18 protein-coding genes, 2 tRNA genes and 1 other RNA gene are annotated in these 26841 nt (G+C 70.5%); 6 read left to right on the plus strand and 15 right to left on the minus strand.

The genetic code is table 11. From position 1 onward, the window contains the following. Positions 1-23 precede the first annotated feature (23 nt). The 4 genes from GVV76_RS06775 to GVV76_RS06790 form a co-directional block, all read right to left on the minus strand. The gene (locus GVV76_RS06775; RefSeq protein WP_159524116.1) at positions 24-863 is read right to left on the minus strand and encodes an ATP-binding cassette domain-containing protein; all 840 of its coding nucleotides are present in this window, start codon (positions 861-863) and stop codon (positions 24-26) included. Then, entirely contained in the window at positions 863-3001 is a 2139-nt protein-coding gene (locus tag GVV76_RS06780) for a dipeptide/oligopeptide/nickel ABC transporter permease/ATP-binding protein (RefSeq protein ID WP_159524117.1), read from the minus strand. The genes GVV76_RS06775 and GVV76_RS06780 overlap by 1 nt, the downstream gene beginning before the upstream one ends. Beyond that, positions 3001-3966: an ABC transporter permease gene (locus GVV76_RS06785; RefSeq protein WP_159524118.1), complete on the minus strand. Its 966-nt coding sequence runs from the start codon at positions 3964-3966 to the stop codon at positions 3001-3003. The genes GVV76_RS06780 and GVV76_RS06785 overlap by 1 nt, the downstream gene beginning before the upstream one ends. A 225-nt stretch (positions 3967-4191) precedes the next feature. Next, entirely contained in the window at positions 4192-5826 is a 1635-nt protein-coding gene (locus GVV76_RS06790; protein WP_159524119.1) for an ABC transporter substrate-binding protein, read from the minus strand. A 228-nt stretch (positions 5827-6054) separates the two neighbouring features. Here GVV76_RS06790 and GVV76_RS06795 point away from each other — a divergent pair, with 228 nt between their 5' ends. Both GVV76_RS06795 and GVV76_RS06800 read left to right on the plus strand, forming a co-directional pair. Continuing rightward, positions 6055-6750 carry a FadR/GntR family transcriptional regulator gene (locus tag GVV76_RS06795; protein ID WP_175994125.1) on the plus strand — a complete coding sequence of 232 codons (696 nt, stop codon included), beginning with the start codon at positions 6055-6057 and terminating at the stop codon, positions 6748-6750. 130 nt (positions 6751-6880) lie between these two features. Beyond that, positions 6881-8854, plus strand: a complete 1974-nt coding sequence (locus tag GVV76_RS06800) for a solute carrier family 23 protein (protein ID WP_159625876.1) — start codon at positions 6881-6883, stop codon at positions 8852-8854. A gap of 169 nt (positions 8855-9023) precedes the next feature. Here GVV76_RS06800 and ssrA read toward each other — a convergent pair. The 5 genes from ssrA to ftsE form a co-directional block, all read right to left on the minus strand. Further along, positions 9024-9394: a transfer-messenger RNA gene (ssrA, locus tag GVV76_RS06805) on the minus strand. A 119-nt stretch (positions 9395-9513) separates the two neighbouring features. Continuing rightward, positions 9514-10056: an SsrA-binding protein SmpB gene (gene smpB, locus GVV76_RS06810; RefSeq protein ID WP_159524142.1), complete on the minus strand. Its 543-nt coding sequence runs from the start codon at positions 10054-10056 to the stop codon at positions 9514-9516. Positions 10057-10200: 144 nt separating this feature from the next. After that, the gene (locus GVV76_RS10615) at positions 10201-11481 is read right to left on the minus strand and encodes a M23 family metallopeptidase (protein WP_159524121.1); all 1281 of its coding nucleotides are present in this window, start codon (positions 11479-11481) and stop codon (positions 10201-10203) included. 3 nt (positions 11482-11484) lie between these two features. Then, entirely contained in the window at positions 11485-12402 is a 918-nt protein-coding gene (gene ftsX / locus GVV76_RS06820; RefSeq protein WP_159625879.1) for a permease-like cell division protein FtsX, read from the minus strand. Between the two features lie 12 nt (positions 12403-12414). Beyond that, a complete protein-coding gene (ftsE, locus tag GVV76_RS06825) occupies positions 12415-13104 on the minus strand; it encodes a cell division ATP-binding protein FtsE (protein ID WP_159625881.1) in 690 nt (229 codons plus the stop codon). A 202-nt stretch (positions 13105-13306) separates the two neighbouring features. Between ftsE and GVV76_RS06830 the strand changes: the two genes are divergently transcribed. Further along, complete coding sequence (locus GVV76_RS06830; RefSeq protein ID WP_159625883.1) at positions 13307-13846, plus strand: TY-Chap domain-containing protein; 540 nt, start codon at positions 13307-13309, stop codon at positions 13844-13846. Positions 13847-13894: 48 nt separating this feature from the next. Here GVV76_RS06830 and GVV76_RS06835 read toward each other — a convergent pair whose 3' ends face one another. The 4 genes from GVV76_RS06835 to GVV76_RS06850 all read right to left on the minus strand — a co-directional run bounded on the left by GVV76_RS06835 (position 13895) and on the right by GVV76_RS06850 (position 17954). Continuing rightward, positions 13895-14521, minus strand: a complete 627-nt coding sequence (locus GVV76_RS06835; RefSeq protein ID WP_159625885.1) for a single-stranded DNA-binding protein — start codon at positions 14519-14521, stop codon at positions 13895-13897. A 163-nt stretch (positions 14522-14684) separates the two neighbouring features. Further along, on the minus strand, positions 14685-16115 hold the full coding sequence (locus tag GVV76_RS06840; RefSeq protein ID WP_159625985.1) for a GTPase: 1431 nt from the start codon (positions 16113-16115) through the stop codon (positions 14685-14687). 59 nt (positions 16116-16174) lie between these two features. Beyond that, positions 16175-17779: a GTPase domain-containing protein gene (locus GVV76_RS06845; protein WP_159625887.1), complete on the minus strand. Its 1605-nt coding sequence runs from the start codon at positions 17777-17779 to the stop codon at positions 16175-16177. Positions 17780-17881: 102 nt separating this feature from the next. Then, positions 17882-17954: transfer RNA gene (locus GVV76_RS06850), tRNA-Arg, on the minus strand. 184 nt (positions 17955-18138) lie between these two features. On the opposite strand from GVV76_RS06850, the gene GVV76_RS06855 reads away from it, so the two are divergent. Beyond that, positions 18139-21159 (plus strand): ATP-binding cassette domain-containing protein, encoded by a 3021-nt coding sequence (locus GVV76_RS06855; RefSeq protein WP_159625889.1) that lies wholly within the window; start codon positions 18139-18141, stop codon positions 21157-21159. A 6-nt stretch (positions 21160-21165) separates the two neighbouring features. On the opposite strand, the gene GVV76_RS06860 is transcribed toward GVV76_RS06855, so the two are convergent. Then, the gene (locus GVV76_RS06860) at positions 21166-23820 is read right to left on the minus strand and encodes a serine/threonine-protein kinase (RefSeq protein WP_159625891.1); all 2655 of its coding nucleotides are present in this window, start codon (positions 23818-23820) and stop codon (positions 21166-21168) included. A gap of 141 nt (positions 23821-23961) precedes the next feature. Here GVV76_RS06860 and orn point away from each other — a divergent pair, with 141 nt between their 5' ends. Both orn and GVV76_RS06870 read left to right on the plus strand, forming a co-directional pair. Then, the gene (gene orn, locus GVV76_RS06865) at positions 23962-24591 is read left to right on the plus strand and encodes an oligoribonuclease (RefSeq protein WP_159524144.1); all 630 of its coding nucleotides are present in this window, start codon (positions 23962-23964) and stop codon (positions 24589-24591) included. 150 nt (positions 24592-24741) lie between these two features. Beyond that, positions 24742-24817 (plus strand) — tRNA-His (locus GVV76_RS06870). A gap of 133 nt (positions 24818-24950) precedes the next feature. On the opposite strand, the gene cimA is transcribed toward GVV76_RS06870, so the two are convergent. Continuing rightward, complete coding sequence (gene cimA / locus GVV76_RS06875) at positions 24951-26636, minus strand: citramalate synthase (protein WP_159625893.1); 1686 nt, start codon at positions 26634-26636, stop codon at positions 24951-24953. Positions 26637-26841: the final 205 nt, after the last annotated feature.

The following is a 26841-nucleotide window of genomic DNA, read 5'->3' on the forward strand; positions in this document are numbered from 1 at the left end:
AGTGAGCACTGGGCGCGGCGCGCTCAGCCCTCAAGCAGGGACGGCACGGCGGACAGCAGCGTCCTGGTGTAGTTCTCCTGGGGGTTGTTGAAGATCTCCGCCGTCGCGTTCATCTCGAGGATCCGGCCGTAGTACATGACGGCGATCTTGTCCGAGACGTAGCGGACGGTGTTGATGTCGTGGCTGATGAACACCAGGCCCAGGCCGAGAGTGGCCTTGAGGTCCTGGAGGAGGTTGAGCACCTGGGCCCGCACGGAGACGTCGAGGGCGGAGGTGGGCTCGTCGGCCACGATGATGTCGGGATCCAGGGCCAGGGCGCGGGCGATGGCCACGCGCTGGCGCTGACCGCCGGAGATCTGGCGGGGCAGGACGTCCAGAGCGCTGGGCGGCAGGCCCACGAGGTGCAGGAGGTCGCGCACGCGGGCCTCGCGCTCCTTGGGGCTGCCGATGCCGTGGACGTTAAGCGGATCGATGAGCGTGTCGTGCACGATCATGCGCGGGTTGAGCGCGGTGGCGGGGTCCTGGAAGACCACGGACACCGAGCGGCCCAGGGCCTTGCGGTCCGCGGCCGTGTGGCCGATCCGCTTGCCCTTGAAGTAGACCTCGCCCTTTGTCAGGGGCTGCAGGCCGACCATGACGCGCGCCGTCGTCGACTTGCCGCAGCCGGACTCGCCCACGAGCCCCAGGGTCTCGCCGCGGCGCACCGTCAGGGACACGTCGTTGACAGCGTGGACGGTGTCGGGCTTGAACAGGCTGCCGGTGCGCGAGGTGTGGATGACGTGCGCGTTCCTCAGCTCGATGACGGGATCAGCCTCGGTCCAGGCACCGTCGGCGGTGCCACGAGGGGATGTGCGTGCGGCCATCAGTGGGCCTCCTTCGCGAGGATCGCCTCGAGCTCGGGGGTGATGGCGAAGACGTGGTCCGGGTTGCCATCGACCGGCTTGAGGGTGGGGCGGGTCTCGAGGCCCACGGTGGGGTGGGAGGAGCGCGGCGCGAAGCGGTCGCCGGCAACGAACTCCGAGGGGCTGGGCACGGTGCCGCGGACCTGGTGGAGGCGGTTGGAGCCCGCCTCGATGGACAGAACGGCGCCGAGCAGGCCCCGGGTGTACTCGTGGGTCGGGTTGACGAGGAGCTCGGTGGTCTCAGCCTGCTCGACCACCTGGCCGGCGTACATGACGGTGATCCGGTGGGCGAGCTTGGCGACCAGCGCCAGGTCGTGGGAGACGAACACCATCGCGAAGCCGAGCTTCTCGCGCAAGTCGTTGAGGAGGTCGACGACCTGCTTCTGGACGGTGACGTCCAGGGCGGTGGTGGGCTCGTCGGCCAGGACGAGGCTGGGGTCCCGGGTCAGCGCCATGGCGATGAGGACGCGCTGGCGCTGACCGCCGGAGAGCTCGTGGGGGTAGCTCTTCAGGGTGCGCTCGGGGTCGAGGCCCACGAGTTCGAGGAGCTCGACGGCGGTGCGCTTGCCCCCGCGGGAGGTGAGCTGCTTCATCTGGGCGCTGATGAGCATCGAGGGGTTGAGGGACGACAGGGCGTCCTGGTAGATCATGCTCATCTCGTGGCCGCGCAGGGCGTTGTGCTGCCCGGGCGTCATCTCGAGGATGTTCTTGCCCTTGAACAGGATCTCGCCGGAGATGCGGGCGGTCGGGGGAAGCAGTCCCATGACGGCCATCGAGGAGATCGACTTGCCGCAGCCGGACTCGCCGACCAGGCCCATCGTCTCGCCGGGACGCACCGAGAAGGAGACGTCGTCGACGATGTTGACCTCGCCGTGCTGGGCGGGGAAGGCGATGGACAGGTTCTTGACCTCAAGGATCGGGGCGGCGCCCGTGTCGGCGTAGACGAGGCGGTCGCCGCGCTCGCGCTCCGCCACCGCCAGCTGCCGGAGGCGCTCGGCCAGCGGCACGTCCTCGGCGGCAGGCTCGACGATCCCGGTGAGGCTGCTCATCGCCCCGCCCTCGGCGGCGCCCTCGGGGGCCGAGGCGTTGGCCTCGACGGCGGCGCCGGCCTCGTCCCAGGCCTTGGCGGTCTCGACGGCCTCCATGGCCTCCTCATCGGCCTGGACATCGACCTTGCGGCGGATGCGCGGCGAGGCCATGGCGTCGGTGAGGCCCTCGGACAGGACATTGAGGCACAGGGTGGTGATGAGGATCATCAGGCCGGGGAAGAAGGTCGGCCACCAGGCCCCCTGCAGGAGGAGCTCCTTGCCCTCGGAGAGCATGTTTCCCCAGGTGGGGATGTTGACGGACTTGATGCCCGCGCCGATGAAGGACAGCGAGGCCTCGAAGACGATCGCGTCGGCCACGAGCACGGTCGCGAAGACCATGATCGGGGCGAGGCAGTTGCGGGCGACGTGCTTGGCCAGGATCCAGGGCACGCCGGCGCCCATGACCTTGGAGGCCGCCACGTAGTCCTCCCCGAACTGGGACAGGATGTTGGCGCGCACGACGCGGGTGAGCTGCGGGATGTAGAGGATGGCGATCGACACGATGATCACCGGGAGCATCGGCAGGCTCTGGGACAGGGCGGAGACGAGCACGGCCGCCAGGGCGATGCCCGGGAAGGACATGAGGATGTCCAGGACGCGCATGAGGACCTCGGAGATCCACTTGCGCGCGGTGGCGGCGATGGCGCCCAGGACCACGGCGACAGCCAGGGCGAGGGCCGTGGCCGACAGGCCGACCACAATGGACACGCGCGAGCCGTAGACGACGCGGGAGAAGACGTCGCGCCCGGTCTTGTCGGTGCCGAAGAACTGCTCGCCATTGGGGCCCACGGTCACCGTGGTGATCTCACCGATCCCCTCCTGGTAGGTGGTTCCCTCGGCCAGACCCGTGGTGGAGGGGCTGTAGGTGGCGATGAATGGGGCGAAGAGCCCCATGAGCAGGATCACGAGCAGGACGACGACGGCGATCTTGGAGCCGAACGGCAGGGTCTTCCAGCCCTGGAAGCGCAGGCCGGGCTTGGCGGCCTTCTCGAGTGTGCGGCGGTGCAGCATCAGACGCTCCTGATTCGCGGGTTGACGAGGACGTAGAGCATGTCGACGATGATGTTGATGACGATGAACGCCAGCGCGACAGTGATCGAGACGCCCTGAACGATGTTGACCTCGTTGCGGGTGATGCCATCGAGGATGAGCTGGCCCATGCCCTTGATGTTGAAGATGATCTCGATGACGACGGCGCCTCCCATCGCGTAGCCCACGCGCAGGCCCAGAACCGTCAGCGGGGTGATGAGCGCGTTGCGCAGGACGTTGCGCGCCACGACGATGCGCTTGGGGATGCCGGCGCCGATGGCGGTGCGCACGTAGTCGCGATCGAGCTCCTCGACCATGGCGGTGCGCACGACCCGGGTGAGCGAGCCGATGTTGGGCACGGCGATGGCCAGGGCCGGGAGGAAGACCTGGCGGACGTACTCACCGGGGTCGTCGAAGAAGTGGACCCAGTTGGTGATGAGCGCCGGGAAGATCCCCGCCCCCCCGGGCACGTCGGTGAGCCACTGGATGAGGAGCAGCGCCAGCCAGAAGGAGGGGGTGGCCAGGCACGCGATGGAGACCACGCGGATGACCTGGTCGGGCCAGCGATCGCGGTACAGGGCCGCGATGATGCCGAGGACCGCCGCGATGATGATCGCCACGGCCAGGCCGATGAGGGTGATCTGGAGGGTGATGGGGAAGGCGTCCGAGATGAGCCGGCTGATGTCGACGCCGGTGAAGCTCTGGCCGAGGTCGCCCTGGACGAGGCCGACGAGGTAGTCCCAGAACCTGGTCAGGAGGGGGTCGTTGAGGTGGTGGTCGATCCGGTACTGCTCGAGGGCGTCCGCCGATGCCGCCTCGCCCAGCGCCAGGCGCGCGGGGTCTGCCGAGGAGAAAGACATGACGACGAAGACGAGCAGCGTCACACCCAGCACCATGACGGGCAGCGCCAGCAGGCGCCGTCCAATCAGGCGGATGAGGTTGGACACTGGAGTGCTCCTTTGCTTCGGTGTCCCGCCCAGGCGGGCGGTGGGTGGCCTGCCGGCTCGCCCCGGCGCCCAGGGGCGCGAGGGGCCGGTCGGGAGACCTCAGACATATTGTCTGACGTCTGATGTTCAATGGCAAATTGGCGCTGACCCGCCAATCGCGACGCGGCGCTCCCCCGACGAGAGGGGGAGCGCCGCGCGCGCCTCAGGCGGATGAGCCCACGGGCCTCAGCTCTTGTTCGAGCCGACCCCGATGAAGGACAGGCCGGTCAGAGTGATCGGCTTGAAGTTGACCAGGGTGTCGCCGTTCCAGGCCGTGGGGGTCTTGCGGTGGAAGAGCGGGTAGACCGGCACGGCCTCGGAGATGGCGTCGAAGACCTCCTGCCAGGCCTTGACCTGCTCATCACCGGTCTTCTGCACGGCGGCGTCCAGCATCTCCTGGACCTTGACCTGGGACTCCTGACCCTTCCAGTGCATGCGCTTGTCGATCCAGGTGTCACCGGAGTACCACCAGCGCAGGAGCAGGTCCGCGTCATTGCCGAACACCGAGGGGTCCCCGGGCGCGACGACGATGTCATAGGAGTCAGGGTCGCTGTCGATGGTGTTGTAGACCTCGGCGGACTTCTTCTCCTCATAGGTGACCGTCAGGCCCGCGGCCTCAAGGTTCTCCTTGATGATGGGGCGGACCGAGGAGAACCAGCCGTGGTCGGAGCACAGCAGGCGCACGGCCTTCAGGCCGGTCTCAGCCAGGAGGGCCTTGGCCTTCTCGGCGCCGCCCTTGGAGTAGTCCACCTTGGCAGCGCGGTAGGCGGGGTGCTCCTTGTGAACGAAGCAGGTGGCCGGGGTGGCCAGGCCGGCCATGCCGTTCTTGCAGATCGACACGTAGTCGAGGGCGTAGAGGATCGCCTGGCGGTTCTTGACGTCCTTCATGGCCTCGGAGCCGCAGTTGAACATCGCGAACAGGAGGCCGAAGCCCTGCTCGGCGCTAACCTTGACCGGGGCGGACATGGCGGTGATCTGGGCGGCGGGCACGGCGTCGATCGCCTGGACGGTGCCGTTGCTCATCGCGTTGGTGCGAGTGGTGTCGTCGGGCAGGATCTGCCAGGTCATGGACTTGGCCAGGGCGGGCTTGGAGCCGCTGTACTTGTCATTGCGCTCGAAGACGACGGTCTTGGACGCGGCGCCGTTGTCCTTCATGACGTAGGGGCCGGTGCCCACGGGCATCTGGTCGAAGGCCTTCGCGTCAGCCTCGACGGTGGCCTTCGGGACGACCTTGACCACGGCGATGCGCTCGGCGACCAGCGAGAAGGGGTACTTGAGCGTGAGGGTGACGGTCTTGTCATCCTTCTTCTCCACCTTGTCGAGGAAGGGGAGGAAGGAGGCGTACAGCGACTTGTTGTCCGGGTTGAGGACCCGCTCGAAGGAGAAGACGACGTCCTCCGCGGTGACGGCGGTGCCGTTGGAGAAGACCGCGCCGTCGCGCAGGGCGACCTCGTAGCTCGTGTCGCTGACCTTGGTGGGCAGCGCGGCGCCGAGGGCCGGGTAGCACTCGCGGGTGGCGGGGTGGATCTCGGTCAGGCCCTCCATGGTGTGCCAGTTGGCGGCGATCGTCAGGGCCGACGTCGTCGTCATCGGGTCGTAGCCGTTGGTGCCGAGCTCGTAGGAGATGCCGGCGGTGATAACGCCGTCCTTGTTGGTCACCTCAACATCAGGGGCGGCCGAGGAGCCAGCGCCAGTGCTGGGCTTCTTGGCGGTCCCACCACCGCAGGCGGCGAGCGTCGCCGCAATGCCGGCGGCCATGCCCACGGTGGAGCTGATCTTGATGAAGTCGCGCCGGGAAGCGCGGGGAAGTGAAATCGCCATTGATGGACTCCTGAAGATCTGACGTCTCATGTCCGACGTAGGTAGGATGACTTTAACAGGTTCGGCCCGCTCCCAGCCAATCGTTGGCAGCGCCGTGTCAGAATCTCTATAAGATCCTGGTCATCGACGACCCGATCGCCGAACCGAAGAGCGAGAAAGTGAGGTGTGTCACACGTGCCCTCGGGAAGAGCCCTGCGCAACACCTACGTCGCATTATCCCCGGCGCCGATGACCCAGGCGTCTACCGCGATGAGCGCGATCAAGGACTACATACTCTCGCACCACCTCCGACCGGGCGATCCGCTGCCCACGGAGTCCAAGCTGTGCGCCGACCTCGGCGTGTCGCGCTCTTCGGTACGCGAAGCGGTCCGCACGCTCGTCGCCCTCGACATCGTGGAGGTCCGCCATGGTCAAGGCATGTTTGTTGGCCAGGTCTCCATGCGCCCGATGGTCGAGTCCCTCGTGTTCCGGGGCCTGCTGGCCCCGGGCGATGATTACGCGAGCCTGCGCGACGTCGTCGACGTGCGCATGACCCTGGACAGCGCGCTGGCCGACGACGTCGTCAAGGCGTGGAAGGGCCGCCCCGACCCCGTCCTCGACGGCTACATCGACGACATGGAGGAGCTCGCCGCCGAGGGCAAGACCTTCTCCGAGCAGGACCAGGCCTTCCACGCCCGGCTGCTGGAGCCCCTCGCCAACCACTTGTGGGCCCACCTCATCGACGCCTTCTGGGCCGTGCACACCCTGACAGTGCCGCTCATGGACGCGCCCGCCGCGGAGGACATCATCACCACGGCCAAGGCGCACCGCGAGATGCTTGAGGCCGCGCGAAGGGGCGACGTCGAGGCCTACCGCGAGGCGACCCACAAGCACTACGCCCCACTCGTCCTGGCCCTGAGCTCCCCCCGCCCGCCCCGGCCCTGAGTGCCCGGCCTCGGACGTTCCGCCCCGGCGCCCTCAGCGCGGCCTGGCCGACGGGGCCGGTTTTCCCCCGCTGGCCGGGGCGGGACACAATGGCGCTGTTCTTGTCCCTCTCCGCACCCCGGGAGACCGCATGACGCAGGGCCGCACCACCCCAGCCACGCCTGCCAGGACCGTCGACCCGGTCGACGCCGTGCCGCCGATCGGCAGGCTCTCGATCCTCTCCGTCCAGCACGTGCTCGCCTTCTACGCGGGCGCCGTCGTCGTCCCCCTGGTGATCTCCTCCGGCCTCCACCTGGATGCCGCGACCACCATCCATCTCATCAACGCAGACCTCTTCACCTGCGGCATCGCCACGATCATCCAGTCGGCGGGCCTGGGGCCCAGGATCGGCGTGCGGCTGCCCCTCATCCAGGGCGTGACCTTCACGGCGGTCTCCCCCCTCATCGCGATCGGCTTGACGGCCTCCGGGGGCCAGGGCGGGAACGCGGGCCTGGCCGCGATGTATGGCTCGATCATCGCCGCTGGCATCCTCACCTTCCTCGCGGCGCCCTGGTTCGCCCGCCTGCTGAGGTTCTTCCCGCCGGTGGTCACCGGCACGCTGCTGACGGTCATGGGCACGACCCTCATGAGCGTGTCCGCGGGAGACATCGTCTCCTGGGGCGCGAGCGCCCCCGAGGGCTCCACCGACGCGCAGGTCGCGGCCCTGACGATCAAGGGCCTGCTCTACGCCCTGGGGACGCTGGGCGTCATCCTCCTCGTACAGCGGGTCTTCAAGGGCTTCATGGCCACCATCGCCGTCCTCGTGGGCCTCGTCGCCGCCACGGCGGCGGCCCTGGCGCTGGGAGACGCGGACTTCTCCGGGGTGGCCGCCGCGGCGCCGGTGGGCCTGACCTCCCCCTTCTTCTTCGGCATCCCGCAATTCTCCCTGGCCGGTATCGTGTCCATGGCCATCGTCATGGCGGTGACCGCCGTGGAGACCACCGGCGACGTCTTCGCCACCGGGGAGGTGGTCGGCAAGCGGATCACGCCGCGCCACATCGCCAACGCGCTGCGCGCCGATGGGCTGTCCACGCTCCTGGGCGGCATCTTCAACTCCTTCCCCTACACCTGCTTCGCGCAGAACGTCGGGCTCGTGCGCCTGACCCAGGTGAGGTCGCGGTGGGTCGTCACCGCGGCGGGCGGGCTCATGATCCTCCTGGGCCTGCTGCCCAAGGCGGGGGCCGTCGTCGCGGCGATCCCCTCCCCCGTCATCGGTGGGGCGTCGCTGGCCATGTTCGCCTCCGTGGCCGTCGTGGGCATCCAGACGCTCTCCAAGGTGGACATGCACGACAACCGCAACGCGGTCATCGTCTCCTCCTCCATCGGCCTGGCCCTCCTGGTGACCTTCAAGCCCGACCTGGCGGGATTGATGCCGTCCTGGCTCGCGATCCTCTTCGGCTCGGGCGTGACCATCGGCTCGATCACCGCCATCGTCCTCAACCTGCTGTTCTTCCACGTGGGGCGCCAGGCCGGCCCGGATGTGGCGCGCCTGGAGGGGCGCCCGGTCAACCTGGAGGAGGTCAACTCCATGGACCGCGAGCGATTCGTGGCGGCCTTCTCCCCCATGCACGCTGGCGTCACCTGGCCCGCCGAGCGGGTGTGGGAGGGCCTCCCCTACGAGTCCACCGCGCGACTGCGCGGAGCCTTCCAGGACGTCGTGCTGTCCGCCAACGGCGTGGAGCAGGCCGCCCTGACCGCCAACTACCGGGACATCGTCGACCTCATCCTCGGTCAGGGCGCCGAGGCGGATCCCCAGGCGGGGCTCGACACGGCCTCGCTGGCCCTGGGCGAGTTCAACGACGCCGAGGCCGCCGAACTGCGGGCGCTGTCCGAGGCCTACCACGATCGCTTCGACCGCCCACTGGTCATGTGCGTGGAGCGCCTGGCCGACCGCTCCCAACTCATCTCCCGGGGCTGGAACCGCGTCGAGGCCTCCCCCGAGCGCGAGGCCCGCACGACGATCAGCGAGATCGTCGACATCGCCGATGAGCGCTTCGACGCCATGATCGCCGACGCCAACCCCGTGCGCAGTGCCTGGGCCCGCAAGTTCGAGCAGTTGGACTGACGCTCCCTCGCGCCCCACATACCGCCTCAGCCCGGCGTTGCGCCCTCATCCTCGCAGTTTGAGGGCGCAACGCCGGGCCGAGACGGTTTCTGCGGGGTGAGGGCGCAGGAACTTCGCGCGCGAGCAAGCCGATGGCCCCCGCACCAGGCGGTGCGGAGGCCATCAGGATGGGTGGAGATGCGGGGAATCGAACCCCGGTCCGACGGGCATGCAACAGGACTTCTCCGGGCGCAGCTCGCTAGTGATTTTCTCGGCCCCGGCGTCTCACGCGAGCAAGGACGCCGACGGGCTCAGTCGATGAGGAGTCCCGAGGAACCTACCGACACGGTTCCTCAGCAGTGGCTCCCTAGATGACGCCAGGAACCGGGGCGGAAGCAATCCCCGGGCTGACGGACTTCGAGGCTCGCTCAGGCGGCGAGGGCGAAGTCGGTGCGAGTGTTATCGGCACCTATAGGTTCGCGCAGAGCGTTGACGAGATGACTGCGCATCCTCGACCCGCTTCTCCTGAACCCATGACCGTCGTCGAAACCGATCATCCCCTATGGAGTTGCACCGCCGACGAGCCCACTGGGCACGCCCACGGCGGCCTCCCACCATAGCAGGCCATCCATGACGCGGTCCAGATCGGCCACGGGCTGGACCGCCCGGAGTCCCAGTGCTCAGCCCCGGCGCCGGTTGGCCGCCGCCATGGCGCGCTGCGCCTCGCGGTTGTCCTGCGCCTCACGCAGCGCCTGCCGCTTGTCCCAGTCCTGCTTGCCCCGCGCCAGGGCGATCTCGAGCTTCGCCCGGCCACCGAGGAAGTACAGTTCCAGCGGGACGATGGTGAAGCCCTTCGCGGCCACGCGCGCGGCGAGCTTGGCGAGCTCGGCGCGGTGCAGGAGGAGTTTGCGCTTGCGGCGTGGGGCGTGGTTGTTCCACGTGCCCTGGAGGTATTCGGGGATGTGAGCGCCCTGCAGCCAGGCCTCGCCGTTGCGGTCGATCTCGATCCAGGCCTCGGTCAGTGAGGCCCGCCCCATGCGCAAGGCCTTGACCTCCGTGCCGGTCAGCGCCAGTCCCGCCTCGTAGCGGTCCTCGATGAAGTAGTCGTGACGGGCCTTCTTGTTGCGGGCGATCGTCTTGTGGGCGTCCGAGGCGGCCTTGGCGCGCTCGCCCGGTGTCGGCTTCTTGGGCTTGCCCTGCCCCGCCCTGCCCGATGAGGCCATGGTCGTCTCCCTCCGGTTCACGATGCGATCTCCGCGCCGCCGGGCCCTGGCGGGCTCCGGTGGCGCGCGCGGCGCGCGCGGCGCGCGGACTGGACAGTCTACTCGCCGCACGGGGCCCCTCGCGCTGGGGGCTCCGCCCCGGGCTCAGAAGCCGGGCAGTGTCATGGGATCGATGTACACGCCGTCCCGCGCGACCTGGAAGTGGACGTGCGGGCCCGTCGCGTAACCCGTGGAACCGGTGTAGCCGACGACGTCGCCACGGCTGACGTACTGGCCGTCCGCGATCGCCCGCCCAGACAGGTGGCACAGGGTGATGACATAGGAGTGCCCGTCGATGTAGCCGGCGTTGATGTCGACGCCGATCCCGCAGGACGGGGAGTCCCAGTAGGTGGCCGTTCCCGACACGGAGGCGTACTGCGGAGTGCCCGCGGCGGCGGCGAAGTCCGTTCCCTGGTGCCCCACGCCGACCCCGGTGACGGGGTGGATGCGGTACCCGAAGGGCGAGGTGACGACGAGCGGCCCGGAGATCGGGTGGCCGATGTATCCCGCTCCCAGGGAGTCCGCGGCGATGGAGTCCGAGGAGACTCCCGTCTGACCGGCGGCGTAGGCGGCCCGGTTCTTGGCGTCGATCTGCGCGATCTTGGCCGCGGCGGCATCGGCGTCCTTGGCGGCCTGGGCCTGCTGAGCCTCGAGGTCGGTCTTGCGGGCCTCCAGGTCGGAAGCGGCCTTGGCCTTCAGGGCCGCCAGGGTGGAGACGTTGTCCCGCTTGGTCTTGGCGTCATCGCGCGCGGCCTGGGCGGCGGTGGCGGCGGCGTCGGCATCCGCCTTGAGGGTGGCGACACGGCTGGTGGCGGCATCCTGGCGCGCCTTGCGGTTGGCGTCCTGGGCCCGCTTGGCCTCGGCGGCCGACAGCACCGACTCCTGGATGCCGGAGGCGATCTGCAACGTCTCGGCGCGCGAACTGAGCTCCTCGGCGGAGCCCGACTCCAGGACATAGGTCAGGGAGGTCACCGAGGTATCGCCCTGGTAGGCGGACACGACGAGTTGGGCCACGGATCCGGAGGTCTCATCGGCGGCGGACTGCGAGGCGGAGGCCTCCGCGGTGATCCGCTCAAGGACGCTCTCGGCGATCGCGAGGCGATCGGCGGCGGTCTTCTTCTCGCGCTCCTTCTCCTTCAGGGTCGTCTCCGAGGTCTTCAGCTCGGTCTCAGCGTTCGTCAGGCTGGTCTGGGCGTTCTGCAAGTCGATGTAGGCCTGCCCCAGGTCGGCGGAGACCCCCTCCAGGGAGGAGGCGAGCTCGGCCTGCTTGCGCTGCGCCTCGTTTTGCTCATCGACGGCGTCGGACCGGTCATCGGCCAGGGCGGAGGATATGGGAGTCAGGCACAGGGCGGCTGCGAGGAGGATGGGGAGGCTCCGGCGGGACACGGCTCACACCCTCGTGTACTTCGACAGGGAGGCGGCGGAGGAGATCGCGGCCAGCGCGACCGCGGCCAGGATGAGCCAGGGGGCGATGTAGAGAACATCGCTGGTGCGGATGAAGGCGCTGGTGAAGGTCACGGAGCGGCTCAGCCAGTGCTCGACGATGTAGTGCACGCCCAGCCACAGGGCGCCAATGGACATCAGCGCCCCGATGAGCGCCGCGATGACGCCCTCCAGGATGAAGGGCAACTGGATGAAGAGGTTGGAGGCGCCCACGAGCCGCATGATGCTCGTCTCCTTGGAGCGGCTCATCGCGGACAGGCGGATCGTCGTGGAGATGAGGAGGACCGCCGCCAGGGCCATGATCGCCGCCAGGCCCCCGGTGATCCAGGTGGCGCGGTTCATCACCAGGAACAGGGGCTCCAGGGTGGAGCGCTGGTCGACGACGCGCTCGACGCCATCGCGCCCGGTGAACTGCTCGGAAACCACCTGGTACTTCTCGGGGTCGTTAAGCTTGACGCGGAAGGAGATCGGCATCATCTCCTCCGTGGCGGTGCGCCCGATGGGGGAGTTCCCGTAGGCCTTCTTGAACTTGGCGTAGGCCTCGGCCTTCGTCTCGATCGTGTAGTCCTTGACGTAGGAGGACAGCGCCTGGGAGCCCAAGAGCTGCTCGACGGCGTCGATCTGCGCCTGCGTGGCCTCACCGCCGACGCACTCGGGGCGGGCTGAAGAGGGCGGGCACATGTAGACGCTGACCTGGACCTTGTCGTACCACTCCCCCTTCATGGTCGAGATCTGGGACTGCAAAAGAGCGGCGGAGCCGACAAACAGCAGGGAGACGAACGAGACGAGGATGACCGAGATCGTCATGGCGACGTTGCGGGACAGCCCCTTGAAAGTCTCAGCGGTGATCAGGCGGAATCTCATCAGTGGTCCTCCTCAGCGGTCCGAGCCGTAGACGCCGCGATCCTGGTCGCGCACGACCTTGCCACTCTTGAGCTCGATCACCCGCTTGCGCATCTGATCGACGATCTCATCATCGTGGGTAGCCATGACCACCGTGGTCCCCTGCCGGTTGATCCGGTCCAGGAGGCGCATGATGCCCACGGAGGTCGAGGGGTCGAGATTGCCGGTGGGCTCATCGGCCAGGAGGAGCTTGGGACGATTGACCATGGCCCGGGCGATGGCGACGCGCTGCTGCTCGCCGCCGGAGAGCTCGTGGGGCAGGCGCCTCTCCTTGCCAGACAGGCCGACAAGCTTGAGCGCCTCGGGCACGGCGGTGCGGATGTAGTGGCTCGGCTTGCCGATGACCTGGGCCGCCAGGGCGACGTTCTCGGCGACCGGCTTGGTCTCCAGCAGCCGGAAGTCCTGGAAGACGAAGCCCATCTCGCGGCGCAACTGGGGGACCTTCCAGGTGGAGATCTGGGAGAGGTCCCGTCCCAGCGCGTGCACCGCCCCTGAGGTGGGGCGCTCCTCGCGCAGGGTCAGGCGCAGGAAGGTGGACTTCCCGGAGCCGGAGGCGCCCACGAGGAACACGAACTCGCCGCGCTCGATCTCGATGTCGACATCGTCGAGCGCGGGACGGGCCCCTCGTTTGTAGACCTTGGAGACGTGGTCAAATCGGATCATCGGTGGATCGCTCCTGGCAGGCACAGGCGCCAACGCGCGCCGGTCAGAGCCACGGTACGCACGGTGAGGGCGAATCCAGCCCGTGACACGCCCGGGCGCGAGCAAGGCGACAACCCTGTGACGCGCGCCCGCCCCGCCCAGCGCTGCCCCATCATCCTCGCGGCCGGACGGCCACCGGCCCCTCTCCCGATACCCTGGTCCCATGAACGAGCAGGAGGCGCTTCGCGCCGCGAGCGATTCCTTCGCCTCGGTGGTGGACCACGGCTCATGGGCGCGCTTCACGCCGTCCCTGGCCCCCTTCCTGGCGACGCTGAGCGGGGGCGCGGCCCAGGACGGGCTCTCCCCCAGTGGTCTCGACGCCCGGGCGGGGCTGATGATCCTGCTCACCGCTCCCGCGCCGGCCGCCGCTCAGGACGCCCTCGGCCGGCGCCGGGGGCTGCGCGCGATCCTGTCCTCTCGGGGCCGGCCCGAGGTGTCCCCGGAGCCGCCTGGGATGATCGTCCTCGGGCGAGGTGGCGGCGTCGAGGTGGACCTGCCGATCGTCGATGAGGTGGGAAGGTTCCTCCTCGACGACGCGATGCGCCAGGGGCTGGGCGCTCTGGGATGGGAGTCCGACGGGGAGGTCATGCGCCAGGCCTTCGACGACGCCGCCCGGGCCGCCGAGGTGATGACGCGCGCCCTCATCGAGGTGCTTCGGGTGGCGCACCCGGCGGACCTCGACCATCTCGTCGCCCGGGCCTGAGACGCCCCGGCGAGGGCGCCGACCGCGAGCGCCCGACCACGAGCGCCCCTACCCCTCTTCTTGGACCGCCTCGTCATCGACGACGACGTAGGCCGGCCCCGCCGACCGTCCGGGACGCTCGGCCGGCACCTCCCAGTGGTCCGCCGGTAACGGCGCGGGCGCCGCAGGCCCCGGGGCGGCGGCCTGCGCTCCCGCCGCCGGCTCGGCCGCGTCCGCCGATCCCGCGCTGGCGGCGCCCGGCGTCGGCGCGCTCGACGGGCTCGCGGGGGTCGTGGCGCCGTCGGAGAGCTCATTGCCGTTCTCATCACGGCGGACGCGGGCGAAGCGGGTGAAGCCGCGGTTGAGGTCATGGCCGACAGCGGTAAGGCTGAGCACGTTGGTGATGATGACGCCCTTGCCTGAGTCCCACGCCTCCTGGGTCATGCGTCCGGCGAGGAGGACGGGGTCCCCCTTGCGCAGGGCCTCAGCGGCGTTGATCGCCAGGCTTCCCCAGCACTTGGCGGTGAACCACATGGTGGGGTCGTCAACCCATTGGCCTGAGCGCGTGCGGTGGCGGGTGGTGGTGGCGACTCGGAAGCGGCAGTAGGCCAGGCGCCGCTCATCGCTCCCGGAGAACGTGAGGACGGGGTTCGTGCCCAGGGTGCCCTGGATGGTGAGGTCGAGCTGGTGCGTCATGATGACTCCTGTGGGTGGGGATCCGGCCGGGCGCCGGTTCCCTCCCACAGTGCCCGAGGCGGCTGCGCCATGGGCCGACGGGCCCCCAGGCGGGCCCGCTCGGGTGGCGCCGCGACGCCTGTGGTTCCCCGCGCCGGGCGCCTGGGAGCTCAGACGCGCGCGCTCAGACGCGCAGGGCCTCGCGCAGCTCCCGATGCCGGGCGAGCACGCCCTGCGCGGGCGTGGTCAACCCCCGGGCGGCGACGACGGCGAGCCTCTCGCGCACCCGGTCCGCGTAGTCGTTGGCCTCCTGATCGGCGCGCGCGATACGGCGGGCCCCCGACCAGAGGAACAGCAGCGCGCCTATGACGAGCAGGGAGATGGGGATGAGGAAGTTGCCGCCCTGAGCGATCATGAGACCGCCCCAGGCAAGCCCCAGCAGCGTGGCGATGAGGCCTCCCCACCAGCCGAGCTCGATGATCGGCGAGCGGCGCCCGGGCAGGCGGATGGAGCCGACCGCCTCAGCGGTCTGGGCGGCCAGGGCCTCCGGGCTCATGACCTCGGCGTCGACGCTGCGCAGCCAGGCGGCGGGCAGGCCCTCGGTGGTGCGGCGCATCCACGTGGTGCGGATGGCGGTCACGGCTGGGCGGGAGGGGGCCTCCGGGCGGGCCAGGGCCCGCGGCAGCGGCCGCGCCAGTCCCTCGCGGATGGAGGCCTCCACGGCGCGCGCGCCCGAGGCGTGGATGAGGGCGTCCACCGCGGCGGCCTCGTGCTCGGGCGAGGTGCCCACGGGGTGGGCCGCGGCGCACGGGCGCAGGCGCAGGCAGATGGCGTCGAGCTCGGCGGAGGCGGTGCGCGCGGCGTTGGACTCGCGGGAGACCCTGTCGATGAGGATGTCGCGGACCTGGGTGAGGTTGTCGCCGCGGACCGCCGAGACGGGGATAACCCGGACCTCGTGGAGCCCATCGGAGTCCAGGAGGGAGCGGATGTCCCTCAGGAGGCGCTCCTGCCCTCCGGGGGGTAGGGTGTCGACCTGGTTGACGAGCAGCAGCATGTCCTCCTGGCGGGCGCCCAGACCCCGCAGGTAGCCCTCGTGGAGGGCGGCGTCGGCGTACTTCTGGGGATCGACCACCCACACGAGCACGTCGGCCAGGGGCACGAGCCGGTCCACTTGGAGGGCGTGCTCGGTGGTCACCGAGTCGTAGTCGGGGACGTCGAGCAGGACGAGACCGGCGAGCTCGTCCTCGTCGTCGGCGTCGAGGAGGGACTCGCGGCGGATGCGGCGCTCGTCGTTGACGCCCAGGAAGTCCAGCAGGGCGATGGCGTCATCGCCCCAGGTGCAGGCCGCCGACTCCGAGGTGGTGGGGCGGCGGGCGCCCACATCGGCGAACTGCAGCCCGGACAGCGCGTTGAAGAGGGAGGACTTCCCCGATCCGGTGCCTCCCAGGAGAGCGACGACCGTGTGGTCCACGCCCAGGACGAGCCGCTCGCCGACTTCCTCGAGGCTGGTTCGCGCGGGCAGGGCGAGGGAGGCGGAGACCTCCATCGGGCAGGAGTCGATGGCCGCGCGCAGACGGTGGAGCCGCGCGTCGAGATGGGCGGCGTCGAGCACCATCGGGGAGTCCTCCTGGGCGGTGGAGGCGGTGCGGGGCTGATCAGGCTGAGGAGAAGTGGTCATGCGGTCGCTCCAGGGCGGGTGAAGGGCGTGAGCTCACCCGAGCGCAGGCGCAGCGCCGCGGCGAGCGCGGGGTCGGGGGCGAGTCCGAGGGCTGTCCCGGGGGGAGCCACGCGCGCCAGGGCGGCGTCGAACGTGGTGATCAGGGAGGCGCGCGCGGAGTTCACGGCGTCGGCCAGGCGGAGCCTGTCAGTGGCTCCTCGCGAGCCCTCGACGCCTGCGGCGGCCGCGATGATCAGATCGCCGAGCGCCGTCCCGCGCAGGCCGCGAGCAGAGGCCCCCGGGTCGGCGCGGACGGCGTCGGCCCATTCGGCGATGAGCGCCTCGGAGTCGGGGACAGCCGGCAGGAGGCGCCCAGCGGGCTCCTCCGCCCCGGCCTCGGCCCAGATCCGCTGGACGTCGTCGGCCAGGGAGATAAGGGCGGCCTCAAGGCGCGAGGCCAGGGCCGACTGGGAATCGGAGGCGAGCTTGGCCAGGGCCTCCGCCCGGGCCTTGGCGGCGCGCCCGATCAGGCCCCAGGGCAGGCGCGATCCCGTGGCCAGGGGGGCGAGCGGGGCGCCGGAGGACGCCAGGGTGACCCACCGGGTAGTGGGCGCGCCCTCACCGATCTCCCCGCGCTCCAGGTCCGAGCGGATCTCGGCGCCGGGATCGACGAGCAGCGCGGCGGTGGCCTCCTCCAGGCGCTTGGCGGCGTCGTCCTGGACATCGACGGCGTCGGCCAAGGCGGCCAGGTCGTTCTTGAGGGCCGACCACAGGCCGCGGCCGCCGCGGCGCACGAGGCCGGCGGCGCGATGCCGCCCGGCCAGGAGCCGCAGCCAGTCGCGGATCTCACCGACAGCGTCCTCGGAAAGGAGGCCCTCGTGCGGGCCGGCGTCGGGGATGACGAAGAAGGGGGCCTCGGCCAGTCCGATCTGGTCCAGGCGGGTCATCAGGTCCCTGCGCACCTCCGGCAGGACGTCGGCGCGCACGCGGTTGAGGACGACCGCGATGGGCATCTTCCGCTCAGCGGCGGCCTCCAGCGTGGTCCACGGCGTCTGGTCCCCGTAGCGGGCGGCGGTGGTCACGAACAGCCAGAGGTCGGCCGATTCCAGGAGGCGCGCGGCCAAGACCCTGTTGGACTCGTGGACCGAGTCCAGGTCAGAGGCGTCCACGAGGGCCAGGCCGGCGGGCACCGCCTCGGACTCCTGGATCTCGCACACGCTGGCGAGGGAGTGGTCGCTGAGTGACTCGCGGTCCTCGGGGTTGACCACGAGGACGGGGGTGCGCGTCGTCGGGCGCAGGACCCCGGCGACGGAGACCTCCGCCCCGAGCACGGAGTTGACGAGGGTGGACTTGCCAGCGCCGGTGGAGCCGCCGACGACGACGATCGCCGGGACCTCGGCGTCGGCGATGCGGGGCAGGACGTGGTCGCGGATCTGGCAGATGAGGCTGTGGCGCAGACGGCGAGCGGCCTCCGTCTCGGAAGCGCCCAGCGCCAGATCGAGCCGCTCAAGGTCGCCAACGGTGCTGTTGAGCACCTCGATGAGTTGGGCGCGGCTGAGCGCCGAGGAGGGCAGGGCTTCCCCATGGGGTGCTGGGGATGCCGACGGGGCGGTAGGGGGCATGATCCAACAATATGGGAACAGGGCTGATCGCGCTTGACCAACCCGGCGCGGCGATGCCCCCATCCGGGCCCAGGACCCCGGAAAACGGCGTTACTCCAACGGTGCCCCCACCCGGACTCGAACCGGGAACCTGCGGATTAGAAGGCCGATGCTCTATCCATTGAGCTATGGAGGCTCGCGCCGGGTCGCCCGACGCTGAATCCAGCCTACGCCACGCCGTGTCCCGATCCCGACCACCCGGTATCGTGGCGTGGGGAGTCGGCGCCAGGCTGAGGCGGCTCACCGCGGCGGTCCCGCAGCGCTCCGGCCTCCCGCCCCAGTCCTCGCGTGAACCAGTCTGCCCGTCAGGAAGGATCGCCGTGCCACCCATCGCGCTCGTCGTTCAGTCACTGTCCTCCCATGCCCCGGCGGAGCCCAAGACCTTCACCGAGCCGTTCCGGGTGGGCCGCACGCCCGACTGCCAGGTCCAGGTCAACCACCCGCTGGTCTCGCGCCACCACCTCATCGTGCGCCCCGAGCCCGCCGGCTGGTACGTGCTGTGCGAGGGCCGCAACGGGATGCTGGTCGACGGCATGCCGGTACGAGAGGCCCTCATCACTCATGGCACGCGCATCCAGCTCGGCGACGCCTCCGGGCCGGCGATCGCGATGACCCCCGTGGGCGGGCCCGTCGCCCCACCCGGGGCTCCCGGCGCGCCCCAGGCGGCGATGCCGATGGGGTCACCGCCCGGCCAGCCGATGATGCCCCCGATGGGGGCGCCCGCGGGGCCGCCCGCCGGAGGGCCCGGGCAGCCCTTCGCCCAGCCGCCCGCCAGTCCTCCGCCCGGGCAGTACCAGCCCGCGGCGGGGCGGCCCCTCTGGCAGCAGGGCCCCCCAGGGGCGGCAGGCGCTCCTGCGCCCACGGGGCCGGCTGGGGCGCCGGGTCAGCCCGCCCCTGACGCCGATGGCGCCGCGGGAGCCACCCAGGCCCCCGGCCCGCGGCGGCCCCCCGCGGTCCAGGAACCCTCGCCGCGGGACTCGGGCCAGACAATGGCCCGCCCCGATCCCCGCCCCGCCCCGCCTAAGAGCCACCCCGATCGGCCCGAGGAGGGGGCCCGGGACGCCGGAGCCTCCGGGAGCCCCTTAGCCCCGGGCGCCTCGGCGCCCTCCGCGGATGCTCCCAGCCGCGCCACGGCCGTGGGCTCCCCCGACACACGCAGCGCGGAGACGCTCCTGGGCGCTCCCCCGGCGCCGCGCGCCGGGGCCCCGGCCGGGCCCATGCCCCCGGCCGCCTCGCCGGGCGAGGACGTGGATCGCATGAGAGCGCCCGTGCGCCGCCAGACGATCCAGGCCTTCCGCATCACAGCGGCCGGGACGATCGGCCGCGCGCCGGACAACGCCCTCGTCCTCGACGACCCGCTCGTCTCCAAGCACCACGCCAGGATCGAGCCGACGCCGCAGGGCATCCTCATCACGGACCTGGGCTCGACGAACGGAATCTACCTGGGCCCCCAGAGGGTGCCGCGCGTCCTGGTGACGCGGCCGAGCATCGTGGGCATTGGCGCGACGTTCATCGCGGTCAATCCCGATGGCACCTGCGAGGTGCAGGTCAACGCGGGCACCGGCGGCGAACTCATCGGCCAGGACCTCGTCTTCGAGGTCAACGGCGGGGACCTGCGCCTCCTCGACGGCGTGTCCTTCTCCCTGCCCGGCAACGAACTGCTCGCCGTCGTCGGCCCCTCCGGGGCGGGCAAGTCCACCCTGCTCAAGGCCCTCACCGGCGAGCAGAAGGCCCAGCACGGCCAGGTGCTCTTCGACGGGATCGACGTCTACGACCACTACCCGATCATGCGCAACAAGATCGGCGTGGTCCCCCAGAACGACGTCATCCACCAGGCGCTCACCGTCCAGCAGACGATGGACTACGCCGCCGAGCTCCGCTTCGCCAAGGACGTGTCCAAGGAGGAGCGCAGGCGCAGGATCGCCGAGGTCCTCGAGGATCTCGACCTGACCCAGCACGTGGACAAGCGGGTCAAGAAGCTCTCCGGAGGCCAGCGCAAGCGGGTGTCGACGGCGATCGAGTTGCTCACCCGCCCCTCACTGCTGTTCCTCGACGAGCCGACGTCGGGCCTCGACCCCCAGCTCGACCGCGACGTCATGGACCTGCTCGCGAGTCTCGCGCACGGCACCCGGCCGGGTGACACGGGGCGCACAGTCGTCGTGGTCACGCACAACGAGAACCACATCGACAGGGCGGACAAGGTCCTCATCCTGGCCGCCGGCGGCAAGCCCGTCTACTACGGCCCGCCCCAGCAGATCCTGACCCACTTCCGGCAGCGTCACGCCGAACTCACCAGCCAGGGCAGGCTCAAGCTCTACGCGCCCAAGGGCGACTTCACCGATCCGCCTGCGATCGACGGGTTCGCGGATGTGTACGCGCTCATCCGCAACCACACCCCCGAACTCAGGCAGTACCTCGAAGCGACCGTGCCCTCGACGCGCCGCGGCGGCGCTCCCGCCAAGGAGCGGGAGGTGGACGCCTCCACGAGGCGGATCCCCAAGCAGTCGGCGCTGCGGCAGATGTCCACCCTGGTGCGCAGACACTTGCGCATCATCGCGGCAGACCCCTCCTACCTCGTGTTCATGCTGGCGCTGCCCGTGGTCATGGGACTGCTGACCAAAGCGATCCCAGGCAGCGACGGCTTCTCCACCCCGGTGATCCCCGAGCCCACCGCCGAGCAGCCATGCGTCTACTACTCCAACCAGGTGCTGCAACTGCTCGTGATCCTGGTGACGGGCGCGGCGTTCTCCGGGATGTCGGTGACAATCCGCGAGCTCATCGGGGAGAGGGACGTGTTCTTGCGCGAGAAGGCGGTCGGCCTGCGCTCGGGCTCCTACCTGCTGGCCAAGACGATCGTGCTCGCGCTCATCGTCACCATTCAAGTCAGCCTCATGGTGGGGATCTCCCTGGCGCTCAACAAGGCCCCCTCCGAGGCGATCCTCCTGGGGAATCCGGGGCTCGAATTGGCCATGGGCCTGTGGGCGGTGGCCTTCGCCTCCGGCCTGCTGGGCCTGGCGGTGTCCGCCTTCGTGTCCAGTTCCGAGCAGGTCATGCCGGTACTCGTGGTCTCGATCATGGCGCAGCTCGTCCTGTCCGGCGGCATCATTCCCGTGACGGGCAAGGCGGTCTTCGAGCAGCTCTCCTGGGTCATGCCCTCGCGCTGGGGCTTCGCGATGACGGCGGGGACGGTGGATCTCAACACCATCAACCCGCTGCGCAGCGATGAGCTGTGGGATCACGCCTCCGGGCAATGGCTCGCGAACCTCGGCGTGCTGGGGGCCATTCTCGTCGTCGCGTTGACCGTGTGCTACGTGGGCCTGTGGCGCCGGGGCCGCCGCTGAACTACCTCAGCCGTTGGCGCGGTAGAGGACGTACTCGCCTTTCAAGACGGATTTGGCGTGCCAGATGAGGAAGAGGTCGCGCAGGCCGGCTGGATCGATGCCCGCCGCCCGGACCGCTGATCCATCCGCCGCGGCGCCCCGGCCGGGCACCGCGGCCCAGTCGCCGGGCACGCGCCACAGCTCGGCACCGGTCGATGGGTCGTAGGCCCCGAGGATGTCGTCCTTGTCCGGAGCGCCTGAGCCCGATCCACCGAGTTGGACGAGGATCGCCTTGTCCCCGGCGGTCCAGCCAACGGGGTTGATGCGGCATTTGTCGCTCACCTCCTTGGGAGGGATGGACAGCGAGGTGCCGCCAACTACCGCCGTGCAGGCCTCGGAGTCGACGGTGACCACATCCATGCGCTCCGCCCCCGCCACGAGGGTCTTGCCGTCAGAATTGGGCTCCTGGAGGCTCGGGAGCCTCATGGATCCCTCAAGATCGATCTCGCCGCCCTGGATCCCCTCCTCGCCTGCCCGCTGGAGGATCTCCAGGAGGCGCTTGGGCGTGACGGGGCCGGAGAGCACCCAGGAGCTCCTACCGGGGTCGGTGACGGTGCCGACGCTGTTGCCAGCCGAGTCGTAGACCGTGCAGTTGCTTCGATCGCACTGGTAGACGGTCTGCGGCCCGGCGTCGATCCCGATGCCCCCCGGCTGCGGATTTCGGCCGTCGAAATCCGATGAGTCGCCCGACGAGCTGCTCACGATCCGCTTCCCGGTGGCCGAGTCGAGGACCACCGTCTGCTGCGACCACGAGTCGTAGGCCTCGATGAAGCCATCGCGGATGATCGCCTTCCGATACTCGCCGCGCACGGTCCACACCGTGTTCCCGGCGCTGTCCAGGGCCATGAGGTTGCCCTGATACCCGCCACCGTGAACGATCGCCCGCGTCCCATCGGAGCCGATGGGGGTCTGGTCCTTGGACAGGGGGGAGGTGTTCTCCGTCGCCGTCCCGTCAGCGGCGAGGGACACCAGGACGGATGCGCTCGCGCTGTTCCTCCGGCAGATCACCTGGCGCTCGGTCCAAAACGCGACCGCGCTGTCGCATTCCCCCGTCCAGGCGGCCCCCTGAGACGAGGAGGCCAGGTCGTAGAGGGAGAACGTGTTGTACTTGCCCGCCCCACCGGTCTTGGCGAGCATCACCGATCCCTCGGGGGACAGCCGGATCTCGCCGTCGGCGTCCTTGAACTCACGTTGGGAGTCGGCGCCGCTGCCCGCGGTGATACCCGATGTCCAGCCCATGGCCGACCGCCCCTCGGCCCCCGTGCCGCCGTGGAGCCACCACCACGCCCCGCCCGCGGCCAGTGAGAGGACGAGGAGGACGGCCAGGCCGCCGAGCGCCGCCTTGCGGCGCCGTCCGCGGGGAGGGGCGGCGCCGTCGAGCGCCGGCCCCGGCGGCGAGTAGGCCGCGGCGGGCAGTGAGGGGCTCCCCAGGCCTCCCCCGGGCCACCCCTGGCCGGGGCCCGCGGCGGCGCCCACTCCGCCCGGCATGACGGCGGTGGCGGGCACGGTCCCCGCCGAGCTCATGAGCGTGGCCTGCTGGGCGCCGTCGGAGGCCGCTCCCCCGCCCGCCGCGGCGGGGCCCGCCGCCTCCTCCCAGCCGTAGGGCGTGACCGAGGGCATGGTCGGAGGTGGGGAGGTGAGGGCCGCCGTGGCCGGCAGGCCCTGGAGCGCCGGGACCATCTGCTCCAAGCTCTCCGCGACCCGCCGCATCGTGGGGCGGTGGTCGGGGCGCTTGGCGAGCATGGAGGCGATGAGGCTCCACAGGCCGTCCGGGATGCCCGCGGGGCGGCCCGGGTCGCGCTGGGCGTGCTGGGCGAGCACCTGGACGGGCTGACCCGCGTAGGGCGGGACGCCGCAGGCGAGCTCGTACAGGACGATGCCCAGGGCATAGACGTCCGCGGCAGGGGCGGGCTGGGCGCCCGCGATCGTCTCCGGCGCCATGTAGAGGGGCGTTCCGACGGCGCCGGTTCCGGTGACCGTGGCCAGCGAATCGCAGATGCGGGCGATCCCGAAGTCCGCGATCCTGGGGATCGGGGCGATGATGCCGCCGTCGCCCCAGGTGGTCACGGCAGAGGAGGTCATCGTGGCGGCAGCGGCGTCGGCGGGCACCTGGGCGGGTGACGGCTCGGCCGGGGAGGCGTGCCGCCCGGGTCGCGCGCCGGCCTGCCAGTCCTCCAACAGGATGTTGGCGGGCTTGATGTCCCTGTGAACCACGCCGGCGGCGTGCACGGCGACGAGGCCCTCGGCGATCCGAGCCCCCAGGCGGGCGAGCGCGGCGGGCGGCAGGGGGCCGGTGGACATGACCGCCTCGCGCAGGTCCGGCCCCGGCACATAGTCCATGACGATCGCGAAGGTCGTGCCCTCGACCACCATGTCCCGCACCGCGATGACGTAGGGCGAGTGAACGCGCATGAGGGTGGCGCGCTCGCGCACGAAGCGCTCGACGACGCTGGGGTCGTCGATGAGATCGGAGCGCAGGATCTTGACCGCCAGCGGCGTCGCGGCGCCGTCAGCCTCCTCGGTCCTGCTGGCGAGCCACACCTCCCCCTGGGCGCCGTGCCCGATCCGCTCTTTGAGCAAGTAGGAACTGCCGAGGGGACGCGGCTCATCGAGGGATGTCATCGAGGAACTCCGTGATCTGCGGGGAGAGGGGTGGCGCTAAGACCGAATCTACGTCAGGCGGCGGGCCGATGGGGAGACATTGACGGTGGCGGGCTCCGGGGGCGACCGGCCGGACTAGACTGCTGGCCCGTGAGCCGACAGATGACAACCTCGGATCCCCTGGTGTGGATCGACTGCGAGATGACTGGCCTTGACCTGGGCGCCGACGCGCTCATCGAGGTCGCCGTGGTGGTGACCGATTACGAGCTCAAGCCGCTCGGGGAGGGGATCGACGTCGTCATCAAGCCGCCGGCGGCGGCCCTGGAGCAGATGAACGACTTCGTGCGCGGCATGCACACCTCCTCCGGCCTGCTGGACGAACTTGAGCAGGGGCTGACAATGGCCGAGGCGCAGCAGGCAGTGCTCGACCATGTCCGCTCCCTCGCTCCCACGGCCCGCACGGCGCAGCTCGCGGGCAATTCGGTGGGCACGGACAAGGCCTTCCTCGCGCGCGACATGCCCGAACTCATCGACTACCTGCACTACCGGGTAGTGGACGTCTCCTCCATCAAGGAGCTGGCCAAGCGCTGGTACCCGCGCGCCTACTTCCAGTCCCCGGAGAAGAACGGCGGGCACCGCGCGCTCGCGGACATCCTGGAGTCCATCGACGAGCTGCGCTACTACCGCGCGGTGCTGTTCCCCGACGGCGAGGGACCGTCCTCGGATGATTGCCGGGCCATCGCCGCCCAGATCCTCGCCAACCCGACGACGGCGGCCGGCAGCCAGGCCTGAGCCGCGCGGACCGCGGGTCGGCGAGCAGCCGGGGGCGCAGGCCCGGGCCGCGGCGTGACGCAGTCCACGGCCCCCGGTTTGCCGGAGCTCTGAGCGAGCCGATACAGTACCGATTCGTTGCGGTCCTGCTCATCGCGGGAACTGCGCATGGTGGCTGTAGCTCAGTTGGCAGAGCGCTTGGTTGTGGTCCAGGAGGTCGCGGGTTCAAGCCCCGTCAGCCACCCCAGAGGGCGATGGGCCATGGCGAGGTTTGAGGATCCCTTTCCCCGGCGCGATGCCAGATCCTCTATTACCGCGGGTTAGAGGCCCGCGTCCGCCCGCGCGCTGAGAATGCCGGCACCCTCAGGCTGGCCCTCCTCTCAGCGCGGGCTGACGCCGGCTCGGATCAGCCCCACCACATGCCCGTCGGTGAGGGCCTCCCAGGTGGCCTCGACGATATCCGTGCCCACGCCCACCGTGGACCAGGTGCGCTCGCCATCGGTGAGGTCGATGAGCACTCGGATGATCGCGCGCGTGCCCCGCTCGGCGTCGAGGATCCGCACCTTGTAGTCGGTCAGCTCGAAGGCCCGGATCTCCGGGTACACCTGCGCCAGCGCATCGCACAGGGCGGCGTCGAGGGCGTTGACCGGGCCATTGCCCTCCCCCAGCACCGCGAAGCGCCTCCCGCCCGCGCGCAGGCGCACCGTGGCCTCCGCCTGGGTGTGGGTGGAGCCGTCCACCGGCAGGAGGCGATCCGCCCCCACCGGGGCGGCGCGCACCGAGGCCTGCCAGGACTCCACGCGGAAGTAGTCGGGCGGTTCCCCCAGCGCGTGGCGCAGCAGCAGCTCGAAGGAGCCGTCCGCGGCGTCGTAGGCGTAGCCGACGGCCTCCCGGGCCTTGACCTCCTCGGCCACCCTGCCCAGGACGTCGCCCTGCCCCGAGGCGTCGATGCCCAGCTCGCGGGCTTTGAGCTCGATCGAGGCGCGCCCCGCCATCTCCGAGACAAGCATGCTCATCGTGTTGCCCACGCGGGCGGGGTCGACGTGCTGGTAGAGGTCGGGATCCACGCGGATCGCCGAGGCGTGCAGGCCCGCCTTGTGGGCGAAGGCCCTGGCCCCCGTGTAGGCCTGCCGGGTGGAGGGGGCGCGGTTGGCGATCTCCCCCACGGAGCGCGACACGCGCGAGAGCTCAGATAAGCGCCGCGCCCGCTCGGCCTCATCTCCCGGAAGCGCGGTGAAGCGGGTCTTGAGCTCCAGGTTCGCGATGATGGTCAGCAGTTCGGCGTTCCCAGTGCGCTCCCCCATGCCGTTGACACAGCCCTGCACCTGGCGGGCTCCGGCCTCCACCGCCGCCATCGCGCCGGCCACGGCCAGGCCCGAGTCGTCATGGGTGTGGATCCCGACGACGCAGTCTGGGTGCCCGGCGGCGTCCAGGGCCCGGCGCAGGCGGGCGACAGAGTCCGCGATGGTGCCCGGGAGGGCGCCGCCATTGGTGTCACAGGCGATGACGGCACTGGCGCCGGCGCGGGCCGCCGCCAGGGCCACCTCGATCCCGTAGGGCTGGCCATCGGCGTCCCGTCGCAAGCCGTCGAAGAAGTGCTCCAGGTCGACCATCGTCTCCCGGCCCGCCCCCACCAGGAGGGCCGTCGAATCGGCGACCATGTGCAAGTTCTCCTCGCGCGTCGCGCGCAGGGCCCGCTCGACGTGCCTCGGGTCGGACTTCGCCACCAGGGTGATCGTCTCGGCCCCGCTGTCCAGGAGCGCGCGCAGGCCAGAATCCTCGGCGGCGCGGGCGCCCGGGCGGCGGGTGGCGCCGAAGGCCACGAGCCGCGCGGTGGCCAGGTCCAACTCCCGGGCCCGCGCGAAGAGCTCGGTGTCCTTGGGGATGGCTCCGGGCCAGCCGGCCTCGATGTAGGCCGCGCCGAGCTCATCGAGGAGGGCGATGATGGAGAGCTTGTCCCCCACGGTGAAGGAGACGCCCTGCTGCTGGGCGCCGTCGCGAAGCGTCGTGTCATAGATGGCGACGGCGTCGCCACCGGCGGGCAGGGTCGCGCCATCGGCTCCCATGGCGCCTCCTTCATCGATCGTCGGCCAGAGGACCGGTCGTCGGGACGGCGAGCAGTCGTGGCACGTGCGGCATTCCAGCCGTCATGCTGTCACGAAAACGCGGTCAGCGCCCTTGGCAGACCAAGGGCCGGCCACCACGCGGCCGCCCCCGCGAAGGGAGGAGCCTGTGATCTCCACCGAATCCACTCCACAAGCAGCGCTTATA

This window comes from Actinomyces sp. zg296 (assembly GCF_009829695.1).
GTDB classification, from domain to species: Bacteria; Actinomycetota; Actinomycetes; order Actinomycetales; family Actinomycetaceae; genus Actinomyces; species Actinomyces marmotae.

Coding starts and splice junctions, on each gene's coding strand:
- GVV76_RS06860 (WP_159625891.1), bottom strand. CDS start 23,820: ATGACATCCCTCGATGAGCCGCGTCCCCTCGGCAGTTCCTACTTGCTC.
- GVV76_RS06800 (WP_159625876.1), top strand. CDS start 6,881: ATGACGCAGGGCCGCACCACCCCAGCCACGCCTGCCAGGACCGTCGAC.
- GVV76_RS06780 (WP_159524117.1), bottom strand. CDS start 3,001: ATGCTGCACCGCCGCACACTCGAGAAGGCCGCCAAGCCCGGCCTGCGC.
- GVV76_RS06830 (WP_159625883.1), top strand. CDS start 13,307: ATGAACGAGCAGGAGGCGCTTCGCGCCGCGAGCGATTCCTTCGCCTCG.
- orn (WP_159524144.1), top strand. CDS start 23,962: ATGACAACCTCGGATCCCCTGGTGTGGATCGACTGCGAGATGACTGGC.
- GVV76_RS06795 (WP_175994125.1), top strand. CDS start 6,055: ATGACCCAGGCGTCTACCGCGATGAGCGCGATCAAGGACTACATACTC.
- cimA (WP_159625893.1), bottom strand. CDS start 26,636: ATGGGAGCCGATGGCGCGACCCTGCCCGCCGGTGGCGACGCCGTCGCC.
- GVV76_RS06840 (WP_159625985.1), bottom strand. CDS start 16,115: ATGGTGCTCGACGCCGCCCATCTCGACGCGCGGCTCCACCGTCTGCGC.
- GVV76_RS06845 (WP_159625887.1), bottom strand. CDS start 17,779: ATGCCCCCTACCGCCCCGTCGGCATCCCCAGCACCCCATGGGGAAGCC.
- ftsE (WP_159625881.1), bottom strand. CDS start 13,104: ATGATCCGATTTGACCACGTCTCCAAGGTCTACAAACGAGGGGCCCGT.
- GVV76_RS06775 (WP_159524116.1), bottom strand. CDS start 863: ATGGCCGCACGCACATCCCCTCGTGGCACCGCCGACGGTGCCTGGACC.
- ftsX (WP_159625879.1), bottom strand. CDS start 12,402: ATGAGATTCCGCCTGATCACCGCTGAGACTTTCAAGGGGCTGTCCCGC.
- GVV76_RS06790 (WP_159524119.1), bottom strand. CDS start 5,826: ATGGCGATTTCACTTCCCCGCGCTTCCCGGCGCGACTTCATCAAGATC.
- smpB (WP_159524142.1), bottom strand. CDS start 10,056: ATGGCCTCATCGGGCAGGGCGGGGCAGGGCAAGCCCAAGAAGCCGACA.
- GVV76_RS06835 (WP_159625885.1), bottom strand. CDS start 14,521: ATGACGCACCAGCTCGACCTCACCATCCAGGGCACCCTGGGCACGAAC.